The 14,409-nt window shown below is 69.4% G+C and carries 15 protein-coding genes and 2 tRNA genes; 7 read left to right on the top strand and 10 right to left on the bottom strand.

The window, feature by feature from the left end:
- Genes ACFYPM_RS15340 through ACFYPM_RS15330 form a run of 3 tightly spaced genes read right to left on the bottom strand, consistent with a single transcriptional unit; the run spans position 1 to position 2,907 of the window.
- Positions 1-1,152, bottom strand: a complete 1,152-nt coding sequence (locus ACFYPM_RS15340) for a saccharopine dehydrogenase family protein (RefSeq protein ID WP_387196291.1) — start codon at positions 1,150-1,152, stop codon at positions 1-3.
- A complete protein-coding gene (locus tag ACFYPM_RS15335) occupies positions 1,149-2,198 on the bottom strand; it encodes a saccharopine dehydrogenase (RefSeq protein ID WP_387196288.1) in 1,050 nt (349 codons plus the stop codon). Before ACFYPM_RS15335 ends, ACFYPM_RS15340 begins: the two co-directional genes overlap by 4 nt.
- A gap of 13 nt (positions 2,199-2,211) precedes the next feature.
- Entirely contained in the window at positions 2,212-2,907 is a 696-nt protein-coding gene (locus ACFYPM_RS15330) for a class I SAM-dependent methyltransferase (RefSeq protein WP_387196286.1), read from the bottom strand.
- Between the two features lie 549 nt (positions 2,908-3,456).
- On the opposite strand from ACFYPM_RS15330, the gene ACFYPM_RS15325 reads away from it, so the two are divergent.
- From ACFYPM_RS15325 to ACFYPM_RS15305, 5 genes are all read left to right on the top strand, one after another.
- Complete coding sequence (locus tag ACFYPM_RS15325; protein ID WP_387196283.1) at positions 3,457-3,945, top strand: nuclear transport factor 2 family protein; 489 nt, start codon at positions 3,457-3,459, stop codon at positions 3,943-3,945.
- A gap of 20 nt (positions 3,946-3,965) precedes the next feature.
- Complete coding sequence (locus ACFYPM_RS15320) at positions 3,966-5,699, top strand: thiamine pyrophosphate-binding protein (RefSeq protein WP_387196280.1); 1,734 nt, start codon at positions 3,966-3,968, stop codon at positions 5,697-5,699.
- Between the two features lie 63 nt (positions 5,700-5,762).
- Positions 5,763-6,950 carry a methionine adenosyltransferase gene (metK, locus tag ACFYPM_RS15315; protein WP_387196277.1) on the top strand — a complete coding sequence of 396 codons (1,188 nt, stop codon included), beginning with the start codon at positions 5,763-5,765 and terminating at the stop codon, positions 6,948-6,950.
- A gap of 78 nt (positions 6,951-7,028) precedes the next feature.
- Complete coding sequence (locus tag ACFYPM_RS15310; protein WP_387196274.1) at positions 7,029-7,151, top strand: hypothetical protein; 123 nt, start codon at positions 7,029-7,031, stop codon at positions 7,149-7,151.
- Positions 7,152-7,352: 201 nt separating this feature from the next.
- Positions 7,353-8,225, top strand: coding sequence for a hypothetical protein (locus tag ACFYPM_RS15305; RefSeq protein ID WP_387196271.1), 873 nt, complete (start codon positions 7,353-7,355; stop codon positions 8,223-8,225).
- A gap of 10 nt (positions 8,226-8,235) precedes the next feature.
- On the opposite strand, the gene ACFYPM_RS15300 is transcribed toward ACFYPM_RS15305, so the two are convergent.
- The 3 genes from ACFYPM_RS15300 to ACFYPM_RS15290 form a co-directional block, all read right to left on the bottom strand.
- Positions 8,236-9,258, bottom strand: a complete 1,023-nt coding sequence (locus ACFYPM_RS15300) for a 3-oxoacyl-ACP synthase III family protein (RefSeq protein WP_387196268.1) — start codon at positions 9,256-9,258, stop codon at positions 8,236-8,238.
- Between the two features lie 37 nt (positions 9,259-9,295).
- A complete protein-coding gene (locus tag ACFYPM_RS15295; RefSeq protein ID WP_387196265.1) occupies positions 9,296-10,813 on the bottom strand; it encodes an MFS transporter in 1,518 nt (505 codons plus the stop codon).
- A 207-nt stretch (positions 10,814-11,020) separates the two neighbouring features.
- Positions 11,021-11,161 carry a hypothetical protein gene (locus ACFYPM_RS15290; protein ID WP_387196262.1) on the bottom strand — a complete coding sequence of 47 codons (141 nt, stop codon included), beginning with the start codon at positions 11,159-11,161 and terminating at the stop codon, positions 11,021-11,023.
- On the opposite strand from ACFYPM_RS15290, the gene ACFYPM_RS15285 reads away from it, so the two are divergent.
- Positions 11,160-11,429, top strand: coding sequence for a hypothetical protein (locus ACFYPM_RS15285; protein ID WP_387196259.1), 270 nt, complete (start codon positions 11,160-11,162; stop codon positions 11,427-11,429). The genes ACFYPM_RS15290 and ACFYPM_RS15285 overlap by 2 nt on opposite strands.
- Before the next feature lie 247 nt (positions 11,430-11,676).
- Here the strand turns inward: ACFYPM_RS15285 and ACFYPM_RS15280 are convergent.
- The 3 genes from ACFYPM_RS15280 to ACFYPM_RS15270 all read right to left on the bottom strand — a co-directional run bounded on the left by ACFYPM_RS15280 (position 11,677) and on the right by ACFYPM_RS15270 (position 12,827).
- Positions 11,677-11,749 (bottom strand) — tRNA-Arg (locus ACFYPM_RS15280).
- 35 nt (positions 11,750-11,784) lie between these two features.
- Positions 11,785-11,875 (bottom strand) — tRNA-Ser (locus ACFYPM_RS15275).
- A gap of 430 nt (positions 11,876-12,305) precedes the next feature.
- A complete protein-coding gene (locus ACFYPM_RS15270) occupies positions 12,306-12,827 on the bottom strand; it encodes a hypothetical protein (protein ID WP_387196256.1) in 522 nt (173 codons plus the stop codon).
- A gap of 46 nt (positions 12,828-12,873) precedes the next feature.
- Here ACFYPM_RS15270 and ACFYPM_RS15265 point away from each other — a divergent pair, with 46 nt between their 5' ends.
- Positions 12,874-13,518, top strand: coding sequence for a hypothetical protein (locus tag ACFYPM_RS15265; protein WP_387196253.1), 645 nt, complete (start codon positions 12,874-12,876; stop codon positions 13,516-13,518).
- Here the strand turns inward: ACFYPM_RS15265 and ACFYPM_RS15260 are convergent, their stop codons facing one another.
- Positions 13,519-14,289, bottom strand: a complete 771-nt coding sequence (locus tag ACFYPM_RS15260) for a CPBP family intramembrane glutamic endopeptidase (RefSeq protein WP_387196250.1) — start codon at positions 14,287-14,289, stop codon at positions 13,519-13,521.
- Positions 14,290-14,409 lie beyond the last annotated feature (120 nt).

Here is a 14,409-nt window from a genome sequence, read left to right as displayed (position 1 = left end):
CTATGGCACATATTCTTGACAGACGACTCCGTTGGCGGACAGGAAGTCCAACCAACTGTCGATCGAATCGGGGTCGGAGGTCGCCTGGTGCAGACCGGCGGACAGCCGGCCGGCCAGCAACTCGGCGAGCCCGCCGGCAAGGGCCACCGAGACCAGGCGAGGTGTCGCGTTCTCGGTGGCATCCCCCTGGACGTCCATGGTGTACTCACCGGCCCAGCGCGCTCCGTCGCCGGTCACCGCCTCCAGCCGCACGAACATGACCACCCGGTCGTGGTCCTCGCTGGTGGCCGGATACTGCTCGGCCAGCCGCGCGGCCAGGGCGGTGATCTCGTCGGCGGTGCCGTTCTCCAGCTGAGTAAAGACCGGCTGCCAGGCGTCGGTCCATCCGTCGAGCCGGACGGTGCCGCGAACGAAGGTATCCACCTCCCAGAACTTCGGGAACTGATACGTGGTGATGTACGGGATGCTGTCCCGGTTGGCGTAGACCTCGAACGGTTCGCCACCGAGGGTGATCTTCTCCGCGGCGCGGTACGGCCGGTCGACGGTCCGCTCGCGGCCACCCTCCACGAAGCGGGCGGGAGTGCCGAGTGCGGTCAGGACACCCCGCGGCGCCCAGCTGAACCGGTAGCGGAAGTCGTTCGGCACCGCCGGGAAGCTCCCGCAGTACGACGTGAACGACACCGTTGCCGGAGTGTCGCCGAGGGCCTTCTCCGCGGCCTGAACGAGCCGGTGGGCCAGCAGGTGATCGATGCCGGGGTCGAGCCCCGCGTCGGTCAGCACCACGAGCCCGGCCCGTCGCGCATCGGCGGCCAGTTCGGCAACCTCCGCGGAGACGTAGCTGGAACTGGCGAAGTGCGCCGACTGGCGCAGGCAGAGCCGGAGCACGGCCGGGTGCTCGGCGGCCGGCAGCATGGAGACCACGAGGTCACCTGGGCGGACCGCCTCGGCGAGGGCTTCCCAGCCAAGTCCCCGCGCGTCGGCCTGGCCGCTGAGCCCGAGCCGCTCGAGACAGGCCTGCGCCCTCTCACGGGTGCGTCCCCAGACCGTGGTCCCGGTCGCGGTGGCGCAGACCAGGGCGAGCCCGCTCCCGGTCGACAGGCCGGTGCCGAGCCAGTGAACCCGTCCGGTCGGCTGGATGAGGGTGGATGTCACGACGGGCTTCCCATCAGGTCGAGTTCAGATGTCGCGGTGGTGAACCGGTCGTACGCCCGTCGCCAGACCGGCGTGTCGTCGCGCAGGGTGCGCAGGTGCGGCAGCAGGTCGGCAGAGAAGGCCACACTCGCCTCCCGCGGCAGCAACGAGGGCAGGTTGTCGATGGCGAGCAGGTCGAGCGCGGGCTCGGCACGCAGGTGGTGCACCGGCCGGGCCCAGTCGGTCGGGGTCCGGTAGATCGGCAGCAGGTTGAACTCGGACGTCACGTCACAGGTCACATCGCTGATCACGGACAACGTGCGAGCCGGGTCATCGAGATCCTCCGGGCGGACGAACGCAGGCGCGAGTTCGTTCGACAGCACGGTGTTGACCAGCACGTCGTGATCGAGGATCGCTCGACGGTCGAGATCACGGGTCTCGGCAAGGTCCCACGCCGTGGGCTCGACTCCGCCTACGGACAGCGCGTCTCGCGCGCCCCGACCGCAGCGGCCCAGCGCGCCGATCACCAACGCCCGTAGCCGGCTGTCGCCGGACGCGGCGAGAGCCTCGTCCAGTTCCGGGCGGGTCATCGCGCGCAGGGGCGGAACGAGCCGGCCCCGGAAATGCAGGAGCGCCAACGCCGCGCCGACGTAACCGGCCCAGTAGCCGAACGCGGCGACCCGGCGGCCCGTGTCGTCGGTCAGGTATTCCAGGTCCAGCAGAGTGCCACCGGCCCGGAAGCGGCGCAGCAGTGCCGCCCCGTCGCGCTGACCCTTGTAGGCGTGTCCGAAGAAGATGTGTCGATGGTGCAGCGGTTCCGGCTCGTCGGCGGGGGCCTTGAGCCCCACGACGACGGTTTCGGCCGACGCCTCCGGCCAGGTGCCGGCCGTGACGATCCGGGCACCGGCCGCCGCGTACTCCCCGGTGTCGAAGATTCGGTGCGCCGACTCCTCGACGGTCAGCCGCACGCCATCGGCGATCAGCACCCGGGCGTCATCGGGAGTCAGGACGGTACGGTGCTCGTCCGGGTTGATTTCTTCGCGTAACCACAGCTCAGGAACGCTCATCGCCGTCTCCCGGTCACGCGTGCAGCTGTGCTACGACCACGGACCGCCGGCGGGGACCCGACTGTGGGCGCCGGTAGTGGAAGTGCTGGATCTCGACCCGGTCGAAGCCCGCAGCGAGCGCCTGCTCGCCGAGGTAGCCGGCGGACAGCCAGTAGAAGCCCGTGACGTTCGAGGCCGCCTGCGCCCAGGAGCCGTTCTGGGTGTCGTCGTTGGACGCCACGAACGACGCCACGCCGGCAGGTCCCGGTTCGAGCCAGGTGAGGATGCGCTTCAGGATCGACTGGAGTCCGTGCTCGGGGTCGTACAGATGCCCGAGCACGCCGTCCATGTAGACGACCGACCACTTCTCTTCGGGCGTCCAGGTGTTCAGGTCCGCCTGCACCGCCTCCAGACCCTTGGCCCGGGCGAGATCGACCGCCTCCTCCAGCGCGTCCACCGCAAGCACGCGGTAGCCGGCCTTGGCCGTGTCCGCCTCCACCACGGCGTTGCCGCAGCCGAGGCTGAGCAGGCCGGTGGCCTTGTTGCTCTCCAACCGGCTCACCAGGATGTCCGTCATCCAGCCGCGGTACTCGGTGGAGTAGGTCGACGGCGTCACCGAGTCGCCACGGGCCCCGCCCTTCTCCCAGATCTCGAAGAGGTTCGGCTCGCCGTCGCCCTGCGGACGATAGAAATCCAGAAGTTCCGTTTTCTGTCGACTTTCCGTGCTCACTTTTGCCCCCCGCTGTTTGCCGGTTATTCACGGAATCACGTGGCGGAGACGATCGCCTGAGCCAATGGCACCCATCGGCGCGCTGCATCGCCTTGGTGATTCAAGTGATCAGTCGGAATTCCCCCAGGTAACGAGACGACCAGAAGCACCGGGCCACTCTCGCCAATTCGGACCACGGTCCGACAGATATCGATGCAAGCACATGTACCCCTGGCTGTGCAAGCGTGCCTTCCTAAAATGTGGGAACGCGGCCCGAAACCCAGGCGAAATGTCGATCACCGGCTTTCGATAATGCGGTGCGTACCCCCACGCCGGACTCGCGATGAGCTACCGTGCCGAAGGTCCGGTACGCGACCTTCCCGCAAACTTGCAGCCCCCTGACCCGCCGTATAGACATGTTGTCCCAGCACAGGAAGCACCACCTTTGGTGATCACTGGCATCGATGCCAGTGGGGACACCGCCGAACGTCGCCCGCGCCACCGTCGCCGCCTGGCCGGGCACGCTGTGTGACGAGTGCCACACCGAGCGGGGTAACGAATGTGGGGTTGATGTCGGATCATGCCTTTCGTCCAGTAGCGAGTCTGCACTGCACCCTCCTGACCGGCGATCACCACGACCGGAGCCGCTCGGTGGTGAGCCGCGAATCATTGCCGGAGATACACGTGTCGCACATGATGGATCGGACTCACCTCGACGACGTGGTGCGCACCTACTACCACCGGGTCGACGCCGATGACCTCGAGGGAATGATGCTTCTCTTCGAAGCGGACTCCATATACGACCGGCCAGGTCAAGAATCCATTGTCGGGCGATCGGCCATCGAAGCGTTCTACCGTTCTCAGCCACCTATTCGCAGCCGCCGACACCACCTTTCATCCTTGATCGTCGAAGGGCCGGAGGTGGCAGTCCACGGCTCTGCCGACCGGATCACCCTGGCCGGACAGCACTCGACAATCGGCTTTGCCGACTTCTTCACCGTCTCCCGATCCGGCCTGTTCTCGTACCGCCGGACCTTCTTCTTCGTCCCATTCGCCTAGCGACTCCCAGGGAGAAACCAATGAGCGCAGCTGAGGACGCGGCGCGCGCCGGCGCGGAACTTCTGGTCGAAGCGCTGGTGCGGCACGGTGTCGACACGATCTTCGGGTTCCCCGGAGACACCAGCATCCACTTCTACGACGTCATCGCGAGGCGCCCGCAGGACGTCCGGCACGTGCTTGCCCGCGACGAACGCCACGCGGCGTACATGGCCGACGGTTATGCACGTACCCTCCGCCGCCTCGGCGTCTGCGAAGCGCCGAGCGGCGCGGGTGCCGTCTATCTGGCCAGCGGTCTGGGCGAGGCATTCGCATCCGGCATCCCGATCCTGGCGATCGCCACCGACAACCCGCATCGCAGCCGGGGCACCAGCGCCATCAGCGAGATCGACCAGATGGCTCTGTTCAGCGGCGTGACGAAGTGGCGGCGAACGGTGGACCGGACGGCCGACCTGCCCGGCGCGGTCGCGGAGGCGATCACCGCCGCGACGAGCGGCCGTCCCGGCCCGGTCGTGCTGATCATCCCGGAGAACGTGTTGGAGGAGACCGCCGACCTGCCCGTCGGCACCGGCAGCAGCACCGTTCCCGGCGCACGCCCGCTTGCCCCGACCGAGGCCGTGAACACGGTTGCCGAACAGATCGCGCAGGCCGCACACCCCGCGATCGTCGTCGGCGGCGGCGTACACCTGTCCGGTGCCTGGCGCGCCCTCACCGACCTCGCGGAGCACGCGGCCATTCCGGTCGGCACCTCCATCCACGGCAAGGGCGCCCTCCCCGAGGACCATCCGCTCGCCCTCGGCGTCGTCGGTGCCAACGGCGCCCGGGAGTACGCCAACGACTACCTGCGCAACTCCGACTTCGTCCTCTTCGTGGGAACCCGCGCGAACGCCACCGACACGGCCAGTTTCACCGCACCGCCACGCTCGGGCACCCGGATCGCGCACATCGACCTCTCTCCGGAGCGGGCCGGACGCAACTATCCCGGAAGCACGCCCCTGGTCGCGGACGCCGGGGCGGCTCTCGACCAGCTCCGCCAGGCACTACCCGCCGCCGACGAGCAGACGCGCGACCGTCGGATCCAGGCTCTCGCCACCGCCCGGCAACTGTGGGTCACGGCGAACTCGTCACCACTGCCGGACCCCGGTGACCAGCGGCTTCAGCCGCGGGACGTGGTTCGTGCGCTGCACGCCGAATTCGGCGGGTCCACCTGGGTCGTGGCGGACGCCGGCACCCCCACGCCGTTCCTCGCCTCCTTCTGGGAGTCGTCCGGTGACGGGTGGCGAGTCGTCATCCCGCGCGGTCACGGGCCACTGGGCTTCGCGATCTCGGCCGCGATCGGCGTGGCCGTGGCGCACCCCGGCGAGCGGATCCTCTGCCTCACCACCGAGGGCAGCGTGGCGATGGGTCTGGGCGACTGGGAGACGGCCGGTCGGCTCGGCCTGCCGATCACCTACGTGGTCCTGGACAACACCTCGCTCGGCTGGATCAAGATGATCCAGCATCTCTACGCCGGCGGGCGCTACTTCGCGGTCGACCCCGGGCGTATCGACCCCGTCCTGCTCGCCAACGGCATGGGACTGCCCGCGGCACGCGCGTTCGACATGGAACAGCTCAGCGTGATGATCAAGGAGGCGGCCACCGGAGGTGGTCCGTCGGTCATCCACGTCCGGGTCCCCGAGCACATGGACAATCCGCCGCCGGTGGAGGCGTGGCAGGCAGCACTCGCCGGCACCGCCACGCAGCGCCCGATCCACTGACAACCTCCGTCCGCCCGCCGGCGCGCCTGAGACGGGAACGCGCCGATATCGAAAGGAAACGTCGTGGCACGCCGCCTTTTCACCTCCGAGTCGGTCACGGAAGGCCACCCGGACAAGATCGCTGACCAGATCAGCGACGGGATTCTCGACGCCCTGCTCGCACAGGACCCGCGGAGCCGCGTCGCGGTGGAGACCCTGATCACCACGGGCCAGGTGCACGTGGCGGGCGAGGTCACCACGCAGGCCTACGCCGACATTCCCAGCATCGTTCGAGACACGATCCTGCGGATCGGTTACGACTCGTCGAAGAAGGGCTTCGACGGCGCCTCCTGCGGCGTGAGCGTCTCCATCGGCTCACAGTCGCCCGACATCGCGCAGGGTGTCGACGCCGCCATCGAGGCGCGCGAGGGTGGGGCCGGCGACTCGCTGGACAGCCAGGGCGCCGGGGACCAGGGCATGATGTTCGGGTTCGCCTGCTCGGAGACGCCCGAGCTGATGCCGGTGCCGATCGCGCTGGCACACCGCCTGGCCCGCCGGCTGTCGGCCGCCCGTAAGGACGGCACGATCCCCTACCTGCGTCCGGACGGCAAGACGCAGGTCACCGTCGAGTACGACGGTCTGCGTCCGGTTCGGCTGGACACAGTCGTGGTGTCCTCGCAGCACGCCGCCGACATCTCGTTGGAGTCGCTGCTGACGCCGGACGTCCGCGACCACGTCATCGCTCCCGAGCTGGAGACGCTCGGCCTGGACTTCGAGGGTTACCGGCTGCTGGTCAACCCGACGGGCCGGTTCGAGATCGGTGGTCCGATGGGTGACGCGGGCCTGACCGGCCGAAAGATTATCGTCGACACGTACGGTGGTTACGCCCGTCACGGTGGTGGCGCGTTCTCCGGTAAGGACCCGTCGAAGGTGGATCGCTCGGCGGCGTACGCGACGCGCTGGGTCGCCAAGAACGTGGTGGCGGCCGGCCTGGCCGAGCGGTGTGAGGTGCAGGTGGCCTACGCGATCGGCAAGGCCCACCCGGTGAGCTTGTTCGTCGAGACGTTCGGGACCGAGAACGTGCCGGTCGAGCGGATCGAGAAGGCGATCAAGGAGGTGTTCGACCTGCGGCCGGCCGCGATCATCCGTGATCTGGACCTGCTGCGTCCGATCTACCAGCAGACCGCCGCGTACGGCCATTTCGGCCGTGAGCTGCCGGACCTGACGTGGGAGAGCACCGACCGTGCTGCCGATCTGAAGAGTGCGAGCTGACCGAGAGTGCCCTGTTCCGGCTGGTCGGCACCGTGGTGACCACACTCGGTCCGCGAGGCGTACGGATCCGCGACGCACATGGTGCCGGCCGCGTCGGTCCCGGTCGTGGTCGACCCCACCGGCGGTGGCGACGCTTTCCGGGCCGGGTTCTTCGCCGGGGTCGACTGGGGTTTGTCGCACACCGACGCCGCCGCGCTCTGATGTCAGCTCGCCTGGTGCGCCCTGCAACACGAAGGTGGCCAAGAATACGACTTGACCGTCGAACAGCTCTGCGCCGAGCTCGCCAAGCATTACCGTGTCGACCTGGCCGATGCCGTGCGTGCGGCCGCCGGCCGCACCGACGCCGGCTGAACGCCCTACTGTCGAAGGCACTGCGCACACCTGTTGCTCGATGGAGACGCCTTGCACGAGATCACCGAGACCCGTATCTCCTATCACCGCGGTGAGACTGCCGCGGAGGCGCGGATCGAGGCCGTCCTGGCGGCCGGCTCCGGGCGCTGGGCCGTCGTCACCGACGCGACCCCGTTCCACCCGGTCGACGCCGCCTGGCCGGACCAACCGGGAGATCACGGCAACCTGACCGTGGGCGATCAGGTCATCCCGGTCGTCGACACCCAGATCGTCACCTTTCGGCCGGCCGACGGTGCGGTGTCCATCGGGCCCGAGGTGACCGCACGCCGTGGCGACACCGAGCACGTGTTCGCGGTCGCTCACCTCATCGTCAAGCACCCGGATGAGTCCTGGGTGGGTCGGACCGCCCAACTGACGGTGGACGATCACCGGCGGCGGTGGTTGAGCGCCGCCCACACCGGGTGCCACCTGGTGGCGTACGCATTCAACGAGGCCACGGACGAACTGTGGAGCAAGGAGACGTCCCGGGACTCACGGGGAAGCCGCAACTTCGACGCCGCCGCGCTGATCGACAGCCGGCACGACCTGGGCAGCAGCGTGGACCGGTATCGCCTGGGCAAGTCGTTGCGACGCAAGGGTTTCGACCACGCCCGGATGCTCGCCGGCCTCGACACGTACCTCGCTCGCGCCAATGACCTGCTGGCCTCCTGGGTCGCCGCCGACGCCCCGGTTCATCTCACCGGATCGTCGGACAGCTTCACCGCGGAGCGGGTCTGGCGCTGTGAGATCTCGCCCGTGGCGACGATGCCGTGTGGCGGCACACATGTCAGCAGCCTCGGGCAGCTGCGTTCCATCGAGATTCGGGCCGAGTACCTGGAGTCGGAGAAGGAGATGCACCTGGTCGCGGCCTCTCAGCCGCGATGAGCGGAGGCGGTCAGACCTCCAGGAGTGTGCAGAACCAGTGCATGCCGTACCCGATACCGGCCAGTGCCACCACGTCGTCCTTCCGCAGATCGCCGCGCTCGACATAGGTGTCCAGGCAGATCAGCTGGTCCGCGGCACCGCAGTGGCCGATCGACGCCCCCAGCTCGAAGTTGGTCCGATCGAGCGGCAACCCGACCGCCTCTGCCACGTCGACCATCGCCCTGTGGTTGTCGTTGAGATAGATCAGCCGGGTCAGCCGGGCCCGGTCGGTACCGGAGCGCGCGAAGGCGTTGTCCACGACCAGGGCGACCCGTTGGTTCAGCTCGCGGGTGAACCGGGTGAAGTGGTCGGGGTCACGGCGGAACTGTCGGTAGACGGCGGCGAGCCGGTCGAATTCGAGGTTGCCGAGGCCATCGGGGGCGACCGGTGCCGCGGCTCCGCCGTACTCCACCCGGAAGAAGTCGACGCACTCGGGATCGGTGAACTGGTCGGTCGCCAGCCACCGCAACGTTGCGTGGTCCCGCCTCAACACCGCGGCGGCGGCCCCGTCGCTGGAGACACACGTGTTGGTGTTCATCCGGTTGGCGTGTCCCTCGCTGACCTGGTTGATCGCGACGAGGAGGACGGTCCGCACGTCGTCCCGGACGGCGAAGGTCCCGGCGATCTGCTGGAACGCCGTCACCGTGGCGGCGCAGGCCTGGGTGAGCAGCAGGGTCGGCGGCCCGATCATCCCCAACTCGCGGGCCACCGCCGAGGAGACGTCCCACTGCAGGTAGTCCGGGACATCGCTGGCGGCCACCACGAGCAGGTCGATCTCGCCGACCCCGATCCGCGCCCGCTCCAACGCCCGGGTGGCCGCTCGGGCGCCGAGATGCGCCGACGTGGTTCCGTCGACGACCCGATGGAACGTGCGATAGCCCCACGCCATCACCCGCTCGGGATCCGCTACGTAGCTCGGTGCCACCTCAGCGACATCCTGAGGTTCCCCCAACGCGGCACCCAACGAGACGACGCCGAACTGCACAGGCGGCATGGCACATCCTTCCTTTTCGGGCTACGCCACGATCGGGTCAGGCCTCTGCGGCCCGGCTGGGCACCGCGGCGTCACCGGCTTCCCGGGAACGCGCCGAACGCTGTGTGAGCAACGAGGTGACCACCCCGGTGACGAGGAGAACGGCTCCCAGGACCAGCCAGCCGACCGGCCCGGGACCGACGACTGCCACGGTGAGCAGCCCTGGGCCGACGACCGCGAAGCCACCCGCACCGAGGTTGTAGAGACCGAGATAGAAATTGCGTCGATCCACCGGGGACAGCCCGAAGGACACCCCCCATCCCCCGGCCGACTGCCACAGTTCCCCGAATGTCAACGCCACCGCGGCAAGGAGGAGCACAGCCGTCGTGGCCATCGGACCCAACCCGGCCGACACCGCGGCCAGGACGCAGAACACCGCGAGAGCCACACCCGCGCGGCGCTGCAGCCGACCGGCATGAGCGAGATCGTCACCACCACGGCTGAATCGGACCTGCAGCGCCACGGCGAGGACGGTGTTGATGAGCAACACGACTCCGACGACCGGCTTGGGTGCCGACGTCTGCGTCACGATCCACAGCGGCAGTGCCACACCCAGGATCGCAACGTGCAGGAACAGGATGCCGTTGAGCAGGGCCAGCGACACGAAACGCAGGTCCCGCCAGGGCAGCGCCCCGACACTGGCGCCGCGCTGCCGTACCGCGACACCCCGTGGTAGCTCTCCGCGCACCCGCAGCAGCAAAACCGCGGTGATCAGAAAAGCCACCGCATTGACCAATACAAACCCGATGTACGCCGACGCGTCGGCCAGGGTGATGAAGAGTGTGGCTGCCAGCGTAGCCAGGGAGTACGCCGTGTTGCGCACCACCGAAACCGCCGCCATAGTCCCGACCGGCGTATCGTCTTCGGCGATCGAGCCAGCAATGGATTGCAGCAGGGGGGTGGCCGCGTTCTCGGCCATGCCGATAAAACACGCCGCTATCAGGAATCCGCTGAAATCGTCGACCAGTGGATAGGCCAAGAAGCCGGCCGCGCGCCACAACTGGAGCGCGATGAGCATCCGGGGCGCTCCGACCCGATCAGCGAGCCGGCTGATGGGTACGACGCAGACCAGCCCGCAGAGCGCCGCGATCGACAGCCCGGTGCCCACCTGCGTGCTGGTCAGTCCAATCACCTGCGTGTAGAAGAGGACCGACCCGGTGAGGAAGATCCCCCGGCCCGCCGCGTCGATGAAGACCGCCAGCAGGAAGGCCCGGGCTGCTCTGCTGTGGGACAGCCGGCGGATCAGATGCAGATCAAGTCCGAGCAACCGGTTCAATGCCGTTGACCGCGAACATTCGTGCCGGGCAGACTGCCTCGGGCCGCCATCTCGGCGCTCCCCGGAATGAGGCCCGCAAGACGGTCCCTGCGTAGGCCCATTCGAACAGTCAAGTGCGAATATCGCATCATTCGCCGAGCCTTCCCCCGATGTCCGGCACCTCAACGCTCGCGGGATACAGTTCCGAGGCAACGACTGGTTGACCCGCCGCGATCCGTGTTCGGATCCTAGGTCGGCCACGCAGCGGCCACAATGGATGTCCCATCGTGCCGCTGTGAACCAACTCTCACCGTGCGACAACCGGGACGGTCCGGTCTTGTCCGCACCCGTTCGCCCCGGTCGCTCCCACCCGGGGCTCCCATCAACCCCGAAAGGCCCGGGCGGCGAGGTCGGGCAAGGGGATCTCACCGGCGAGGGGCAGTCGGTAGTCGATGGACATCTGGCTCCCTACAGCAACGGGAAGATCTCGCCGGCCGAGGTTATTACCGTGACCTCCGTAAGCCCCGGAAGGTCCAGCACCTGGCGCGGGTCGCGCAGGTCTGCACCCCGCAGCTCCGAGGCCGCGATGCTGACCACCCTGCCGTCCATGGTGATCTTCCTGGCCACCCCGGGTGCCCTGCTGCCGCTGGGCGCGCTGCCGGCGCCGATTGAGCGGGTGCTGTGGTTCCTGCCGACCGGCCCGTTCACCGAAATGCTGCGCGTCGGGTGGCTGGCACAGACCGACGGGGGCCGGACGCTCGGCTTCTGGGACAGTCATTTGCTCGCGCTGCCCTCGGCCGGTGTGCTGTTGGTGTGGCTGGTCATCGGCGCCTGGCTGACCCGCCGGTTCTTCCGGTGGGAGCCCCGGCACGTCTGATCCGACGCCGACCCATGGTGCACCACGGGAGAGGTCCAGACGAGGTGACGGTGCGGATGATCATGGGCGGCGACGGCGCCGGGCCGGTGATCCGGGTGCTGCTGGCCGACGACGAGCCAGCAGGTCAGCCCGCATGCATCGGTGATTACAGAGAGTGACGGCACCCAGCTGGTCCCACCGTCGCCTTGGGACGATCAACAAAAAACGCCTGACCGCATTCCCGCAGGTCAGACGTCCTTTGATCTTGTGCGCCCGAAGGGACTCGAACCCCTAACCTTCTGATCCGTAGTCAGATGCTCTATCCATTGAGCTACGGGCGCTCGTGCTCGGCCAGTCTACACAACCAGCTTTCGCGCGGAGACTCCGGGATTCGAACCCGGGAGGGGCTTTAAGACCCCAACCGCATTAGCAGTGCGGCGCCATAGACCAGACTAGGCGAAGTCTCCCTGGTGATCCGCAGACCACCGCGCCCGAGGATACAGGTCGCCACCCGCCGGGAGCAAAACGACTTCCGGGGTACGCCGACCAGGGCTGCCCCGCCTCCGTGTTTCGGCGGTGTGCGGCGGCGTGATCGGGACTACGCTCCATCGATATGCAGGAGCAGCCGCCCAGCGAGTCGACCCGTCGAGAGCCTGCTGAAAGAGCGCGCCGGCGCTCCCCGCGGCCCACCTTCACCCCTCCGGCCGCCGCCGACCAGCCCGGGGAGGCGGTGCCACTGCCGGCAGCCGCGCCAGTGAGCCCGCGTCCTCGACGGGCCAAGGCCGCTCCGGCGGTGCTCTTCCAACCTCCGGAGCCGGACCACCCCCTGCCTCGGCAGCCGCTCCGCTCGTCCCCGGCACCGAGCGCCCCGCGCGAGGAAGCCACGCCCGCCGCCGATCAGGCGGCCGGCCCACCGGAGAAGCCTGCCGCCCACCGGACCGGCCAACCCGAGCCCGCGCCCACCGCCAGCCAGGCCGGCCAACCCGAGCCCGCAGCGGCTGCGGACCAGGCCAACCCACCCGCAGACGGCCGGCAATCATCCGCTGCGGCGTCGGCGCGCACGCCGACGGCTCGCGCCACCCCCCGCAAGGCCACCGCCCGCAAGGCCACGAAGCCGACCGCCACGGCCCCGGCCGTACCTGCTGCGGTCAGCACGACGGACAGCCCGACCAGCCAGGCGCCAACCCCGGCCACGACGACCGCGCCGCCCGAGAAAGCCACCCCGGCCAGCACGACGACCGCGCCAACCAGGAAAGCCCCGGCCAGCAAGACGGCCGCGTCACCCAGGAAAGCCACGCCCAGTAAGGCGGCCAGCCCGACCACCCAACCCGCCACCCCGACCACCCCCGCCAGACGAGCCGCCTCGCCGGCCAAGCGAGCGGCGACCCCACCACAGAGCGCCCCACCCACCGCGGCCACCCCGGCACCGCAGCCCACCGCGACCCCGGCGCTGGTCGGTGACCTGGTGCCGGCCCTGAGGCGTACCCCGGAATCGGAGTTGCGGGCGGTCGCCGCGCGCGTGCTCGGTCACCCGGGCTTCGCGCCGGAGCTGTTGGCGCTGGCCGCGGTGCGGTCGCTCGGACCCGGCGCGGGCGAGTGGGCCGCGCGGCTGCGGGACAGGTATCCGGACGCTCCGGCGGACGGCCTGGCCCGGCTGGTGACCCGGCGGTACGTGCGGGCGGCGGGCGCGGGTGGGGCGACCGCGGCGCTGGCTGGCTTCTTCGCGCCGCTCGCCGAGCTTGCCTCGGTGCTGTGGACGCAGGCGAACCTGGTGTTGCACCTGGCGGCGGTGTACGGCAGGGATCCGGCGCATCCCGACCGGGCCGTCGAGCTGCTGGTGCTGACTCAGGTACACCCGGACGAGGCGAGCGCGCGGGCGGCCCTGACTGCCGCGCAGACGGCGGGCGACCCGGTCGAGGGGGCCTGGCCACGGGTGGCGGAGGCGGCCTGGCGGCTCGCCGCGCCGCTCACCGCGCAGGCCGGCGGTTGGGTGGCGTTGCGGCTGGTGGCCCGGCTGCTGCCCGGGGCGGCGGTGCTGGCGGCGGCGCTGGGGGACGCGGCGGCGGCCGACCGGCTCGCCGCTCGAACGGTGGCCGTCTACCGGCGCTGATCAGAGCCAGTCGAACCACTCGCGGGGCAGCGACGCGTAGCCGACGAAGGCGACCACGTCGAGCAGGGTGTGGGCGATGATCAGCGGCAGTACCCGCCGGGTCCGCAGGTAGAAGAGGCTGAAGATCACGCCCATCACCGCGTTGCCGACGAACGCGCCGAAGCCCTGGTAGAGGTGGTACGAGCCGCGGAGCAGCGCACTGGCCGCGATGATCGCGGCGAGCCGCCACTGGAGCTGCCGCAGCCGGGTGACCAGGTAGCCGACCACGATCACCTCTTCCAGCACGGCGTTCTGCACGGCGGCGAGGATCAGCACGGGGATCGCCCACCAGACCGGCGGCAGCGCGGCCGGCACCAGCGTGGCGTTGAGGCCGAGTTGGGCCGCGACGAAGAACAGGGCCAGTCCGGGCAGGCCGATCAGCGCGGCCAGACCGGCGCCGCGGGCCAGGTCCTGGCCGGGCCGCCGGGCGTCCACGCCGAGGGTCCCCGCCGGATCGCCGGGGTTGCGGCTGAGCAGGTGTACGGCGAGCAGCACCGGCAGCAGCGCGAAGACGATGCCGAGCAACTGGTAGGTGAGGTCCAGCCACGGCCGGGCCGATGCCGAGGTGTTCAGCGAGGCGGTCTGTTTCGAGAGCGGACCCTCGGCGGTCAGCTTGGCGATGATCGAGACCACCGCGTAGACCGCCGACTGGCCGAGGGACAGGCCGAGGACCAGCAACGTTTCGGTGCCCAGCAGGCGGCGGGACACCGGGCGGGTCAGCTCAACGGTCACCGCACCACTCTGCCCGACGGGCGGCACCGGTGGCACGGCCGACCCGTCAGCATGAGCCGATCGCACATTCTGTGCGACCAGTAGACACTCTCCGTGGAGATTCTATGGGTGCCCGATCCG

Origin of the sequence: Micromonospora sp. NPDC005203 (genome assembly GCF_042872705.1) — a bacterium.
Classification (GTDB): Bacteria; Actinomycetota; Actinomycetes; order Mycobacteriales; family Micromonosporaceae; genus Micromonospora.
Note: the sequence above shows the minus strand (reverse complement) of the source record. Positions and strands in the feature narration are given on the sequence as shown.

What these genes read in the sequence shown, in the direction of transcription:
- ACFYPM_RS15320 (WP_387196280.1), top strand. Translation starts at nt 3,966, where the DNA reads ATGAGCGCAGCTGAGGACGCGGCGCGCGCCGGCGCGGAACTTCTGGTC.
- ACFYPM_RS15300 (WP_387196268.1), bottom strand. Translation starts at nt 9,258, where the DNA reads ATGCCGCCTGTGCAGTTCGGCGTCGTCTCGTTGGGTGCCGCGTTGGGG.
- ACFYPM_RS15335 (WP_387196288.1), bottom strand. Translation starts at nt 2,198, where the DNA reads ATGAGCGTTCCTGAGCTGTGGTTACGCGAAGAAATCAACCCGGACGAG.
- ACFYPM_RS15310 (WP_387196274.1), top strand. Translation starts at nt 7,029, where the DNA reads ATGGTGCCGGCCGCGTCGGTCCCGGTCGTGGTCGACCCCACCGGCGGT.
- ACFYPM_RS15290 (WP_387196262.1), bottom strand. Translation starts at nt 11,161, where the DNA reads ATGGACGGCAGGGTGGTCAGCATCGCGGCCTCGGAGCTGCGGGGTGCA.
- ACFYPM_RS15285 (WP_387196259.1), top strand. Translation starts at nt 11,160, where the DNA reads ATGGTGATCTTCCTGGCCACCCCGGGTGCCCTGCTGCCGCTGGGCGCG.
- ACFYPM_RS15325 (WP_387196283.1), top strand. Translation starts at nt 3,457, where the DNA reads ATGTCGGATCATGCCTTTCGTCCAGTAGCGAGTCTGCACTGCACCCTC.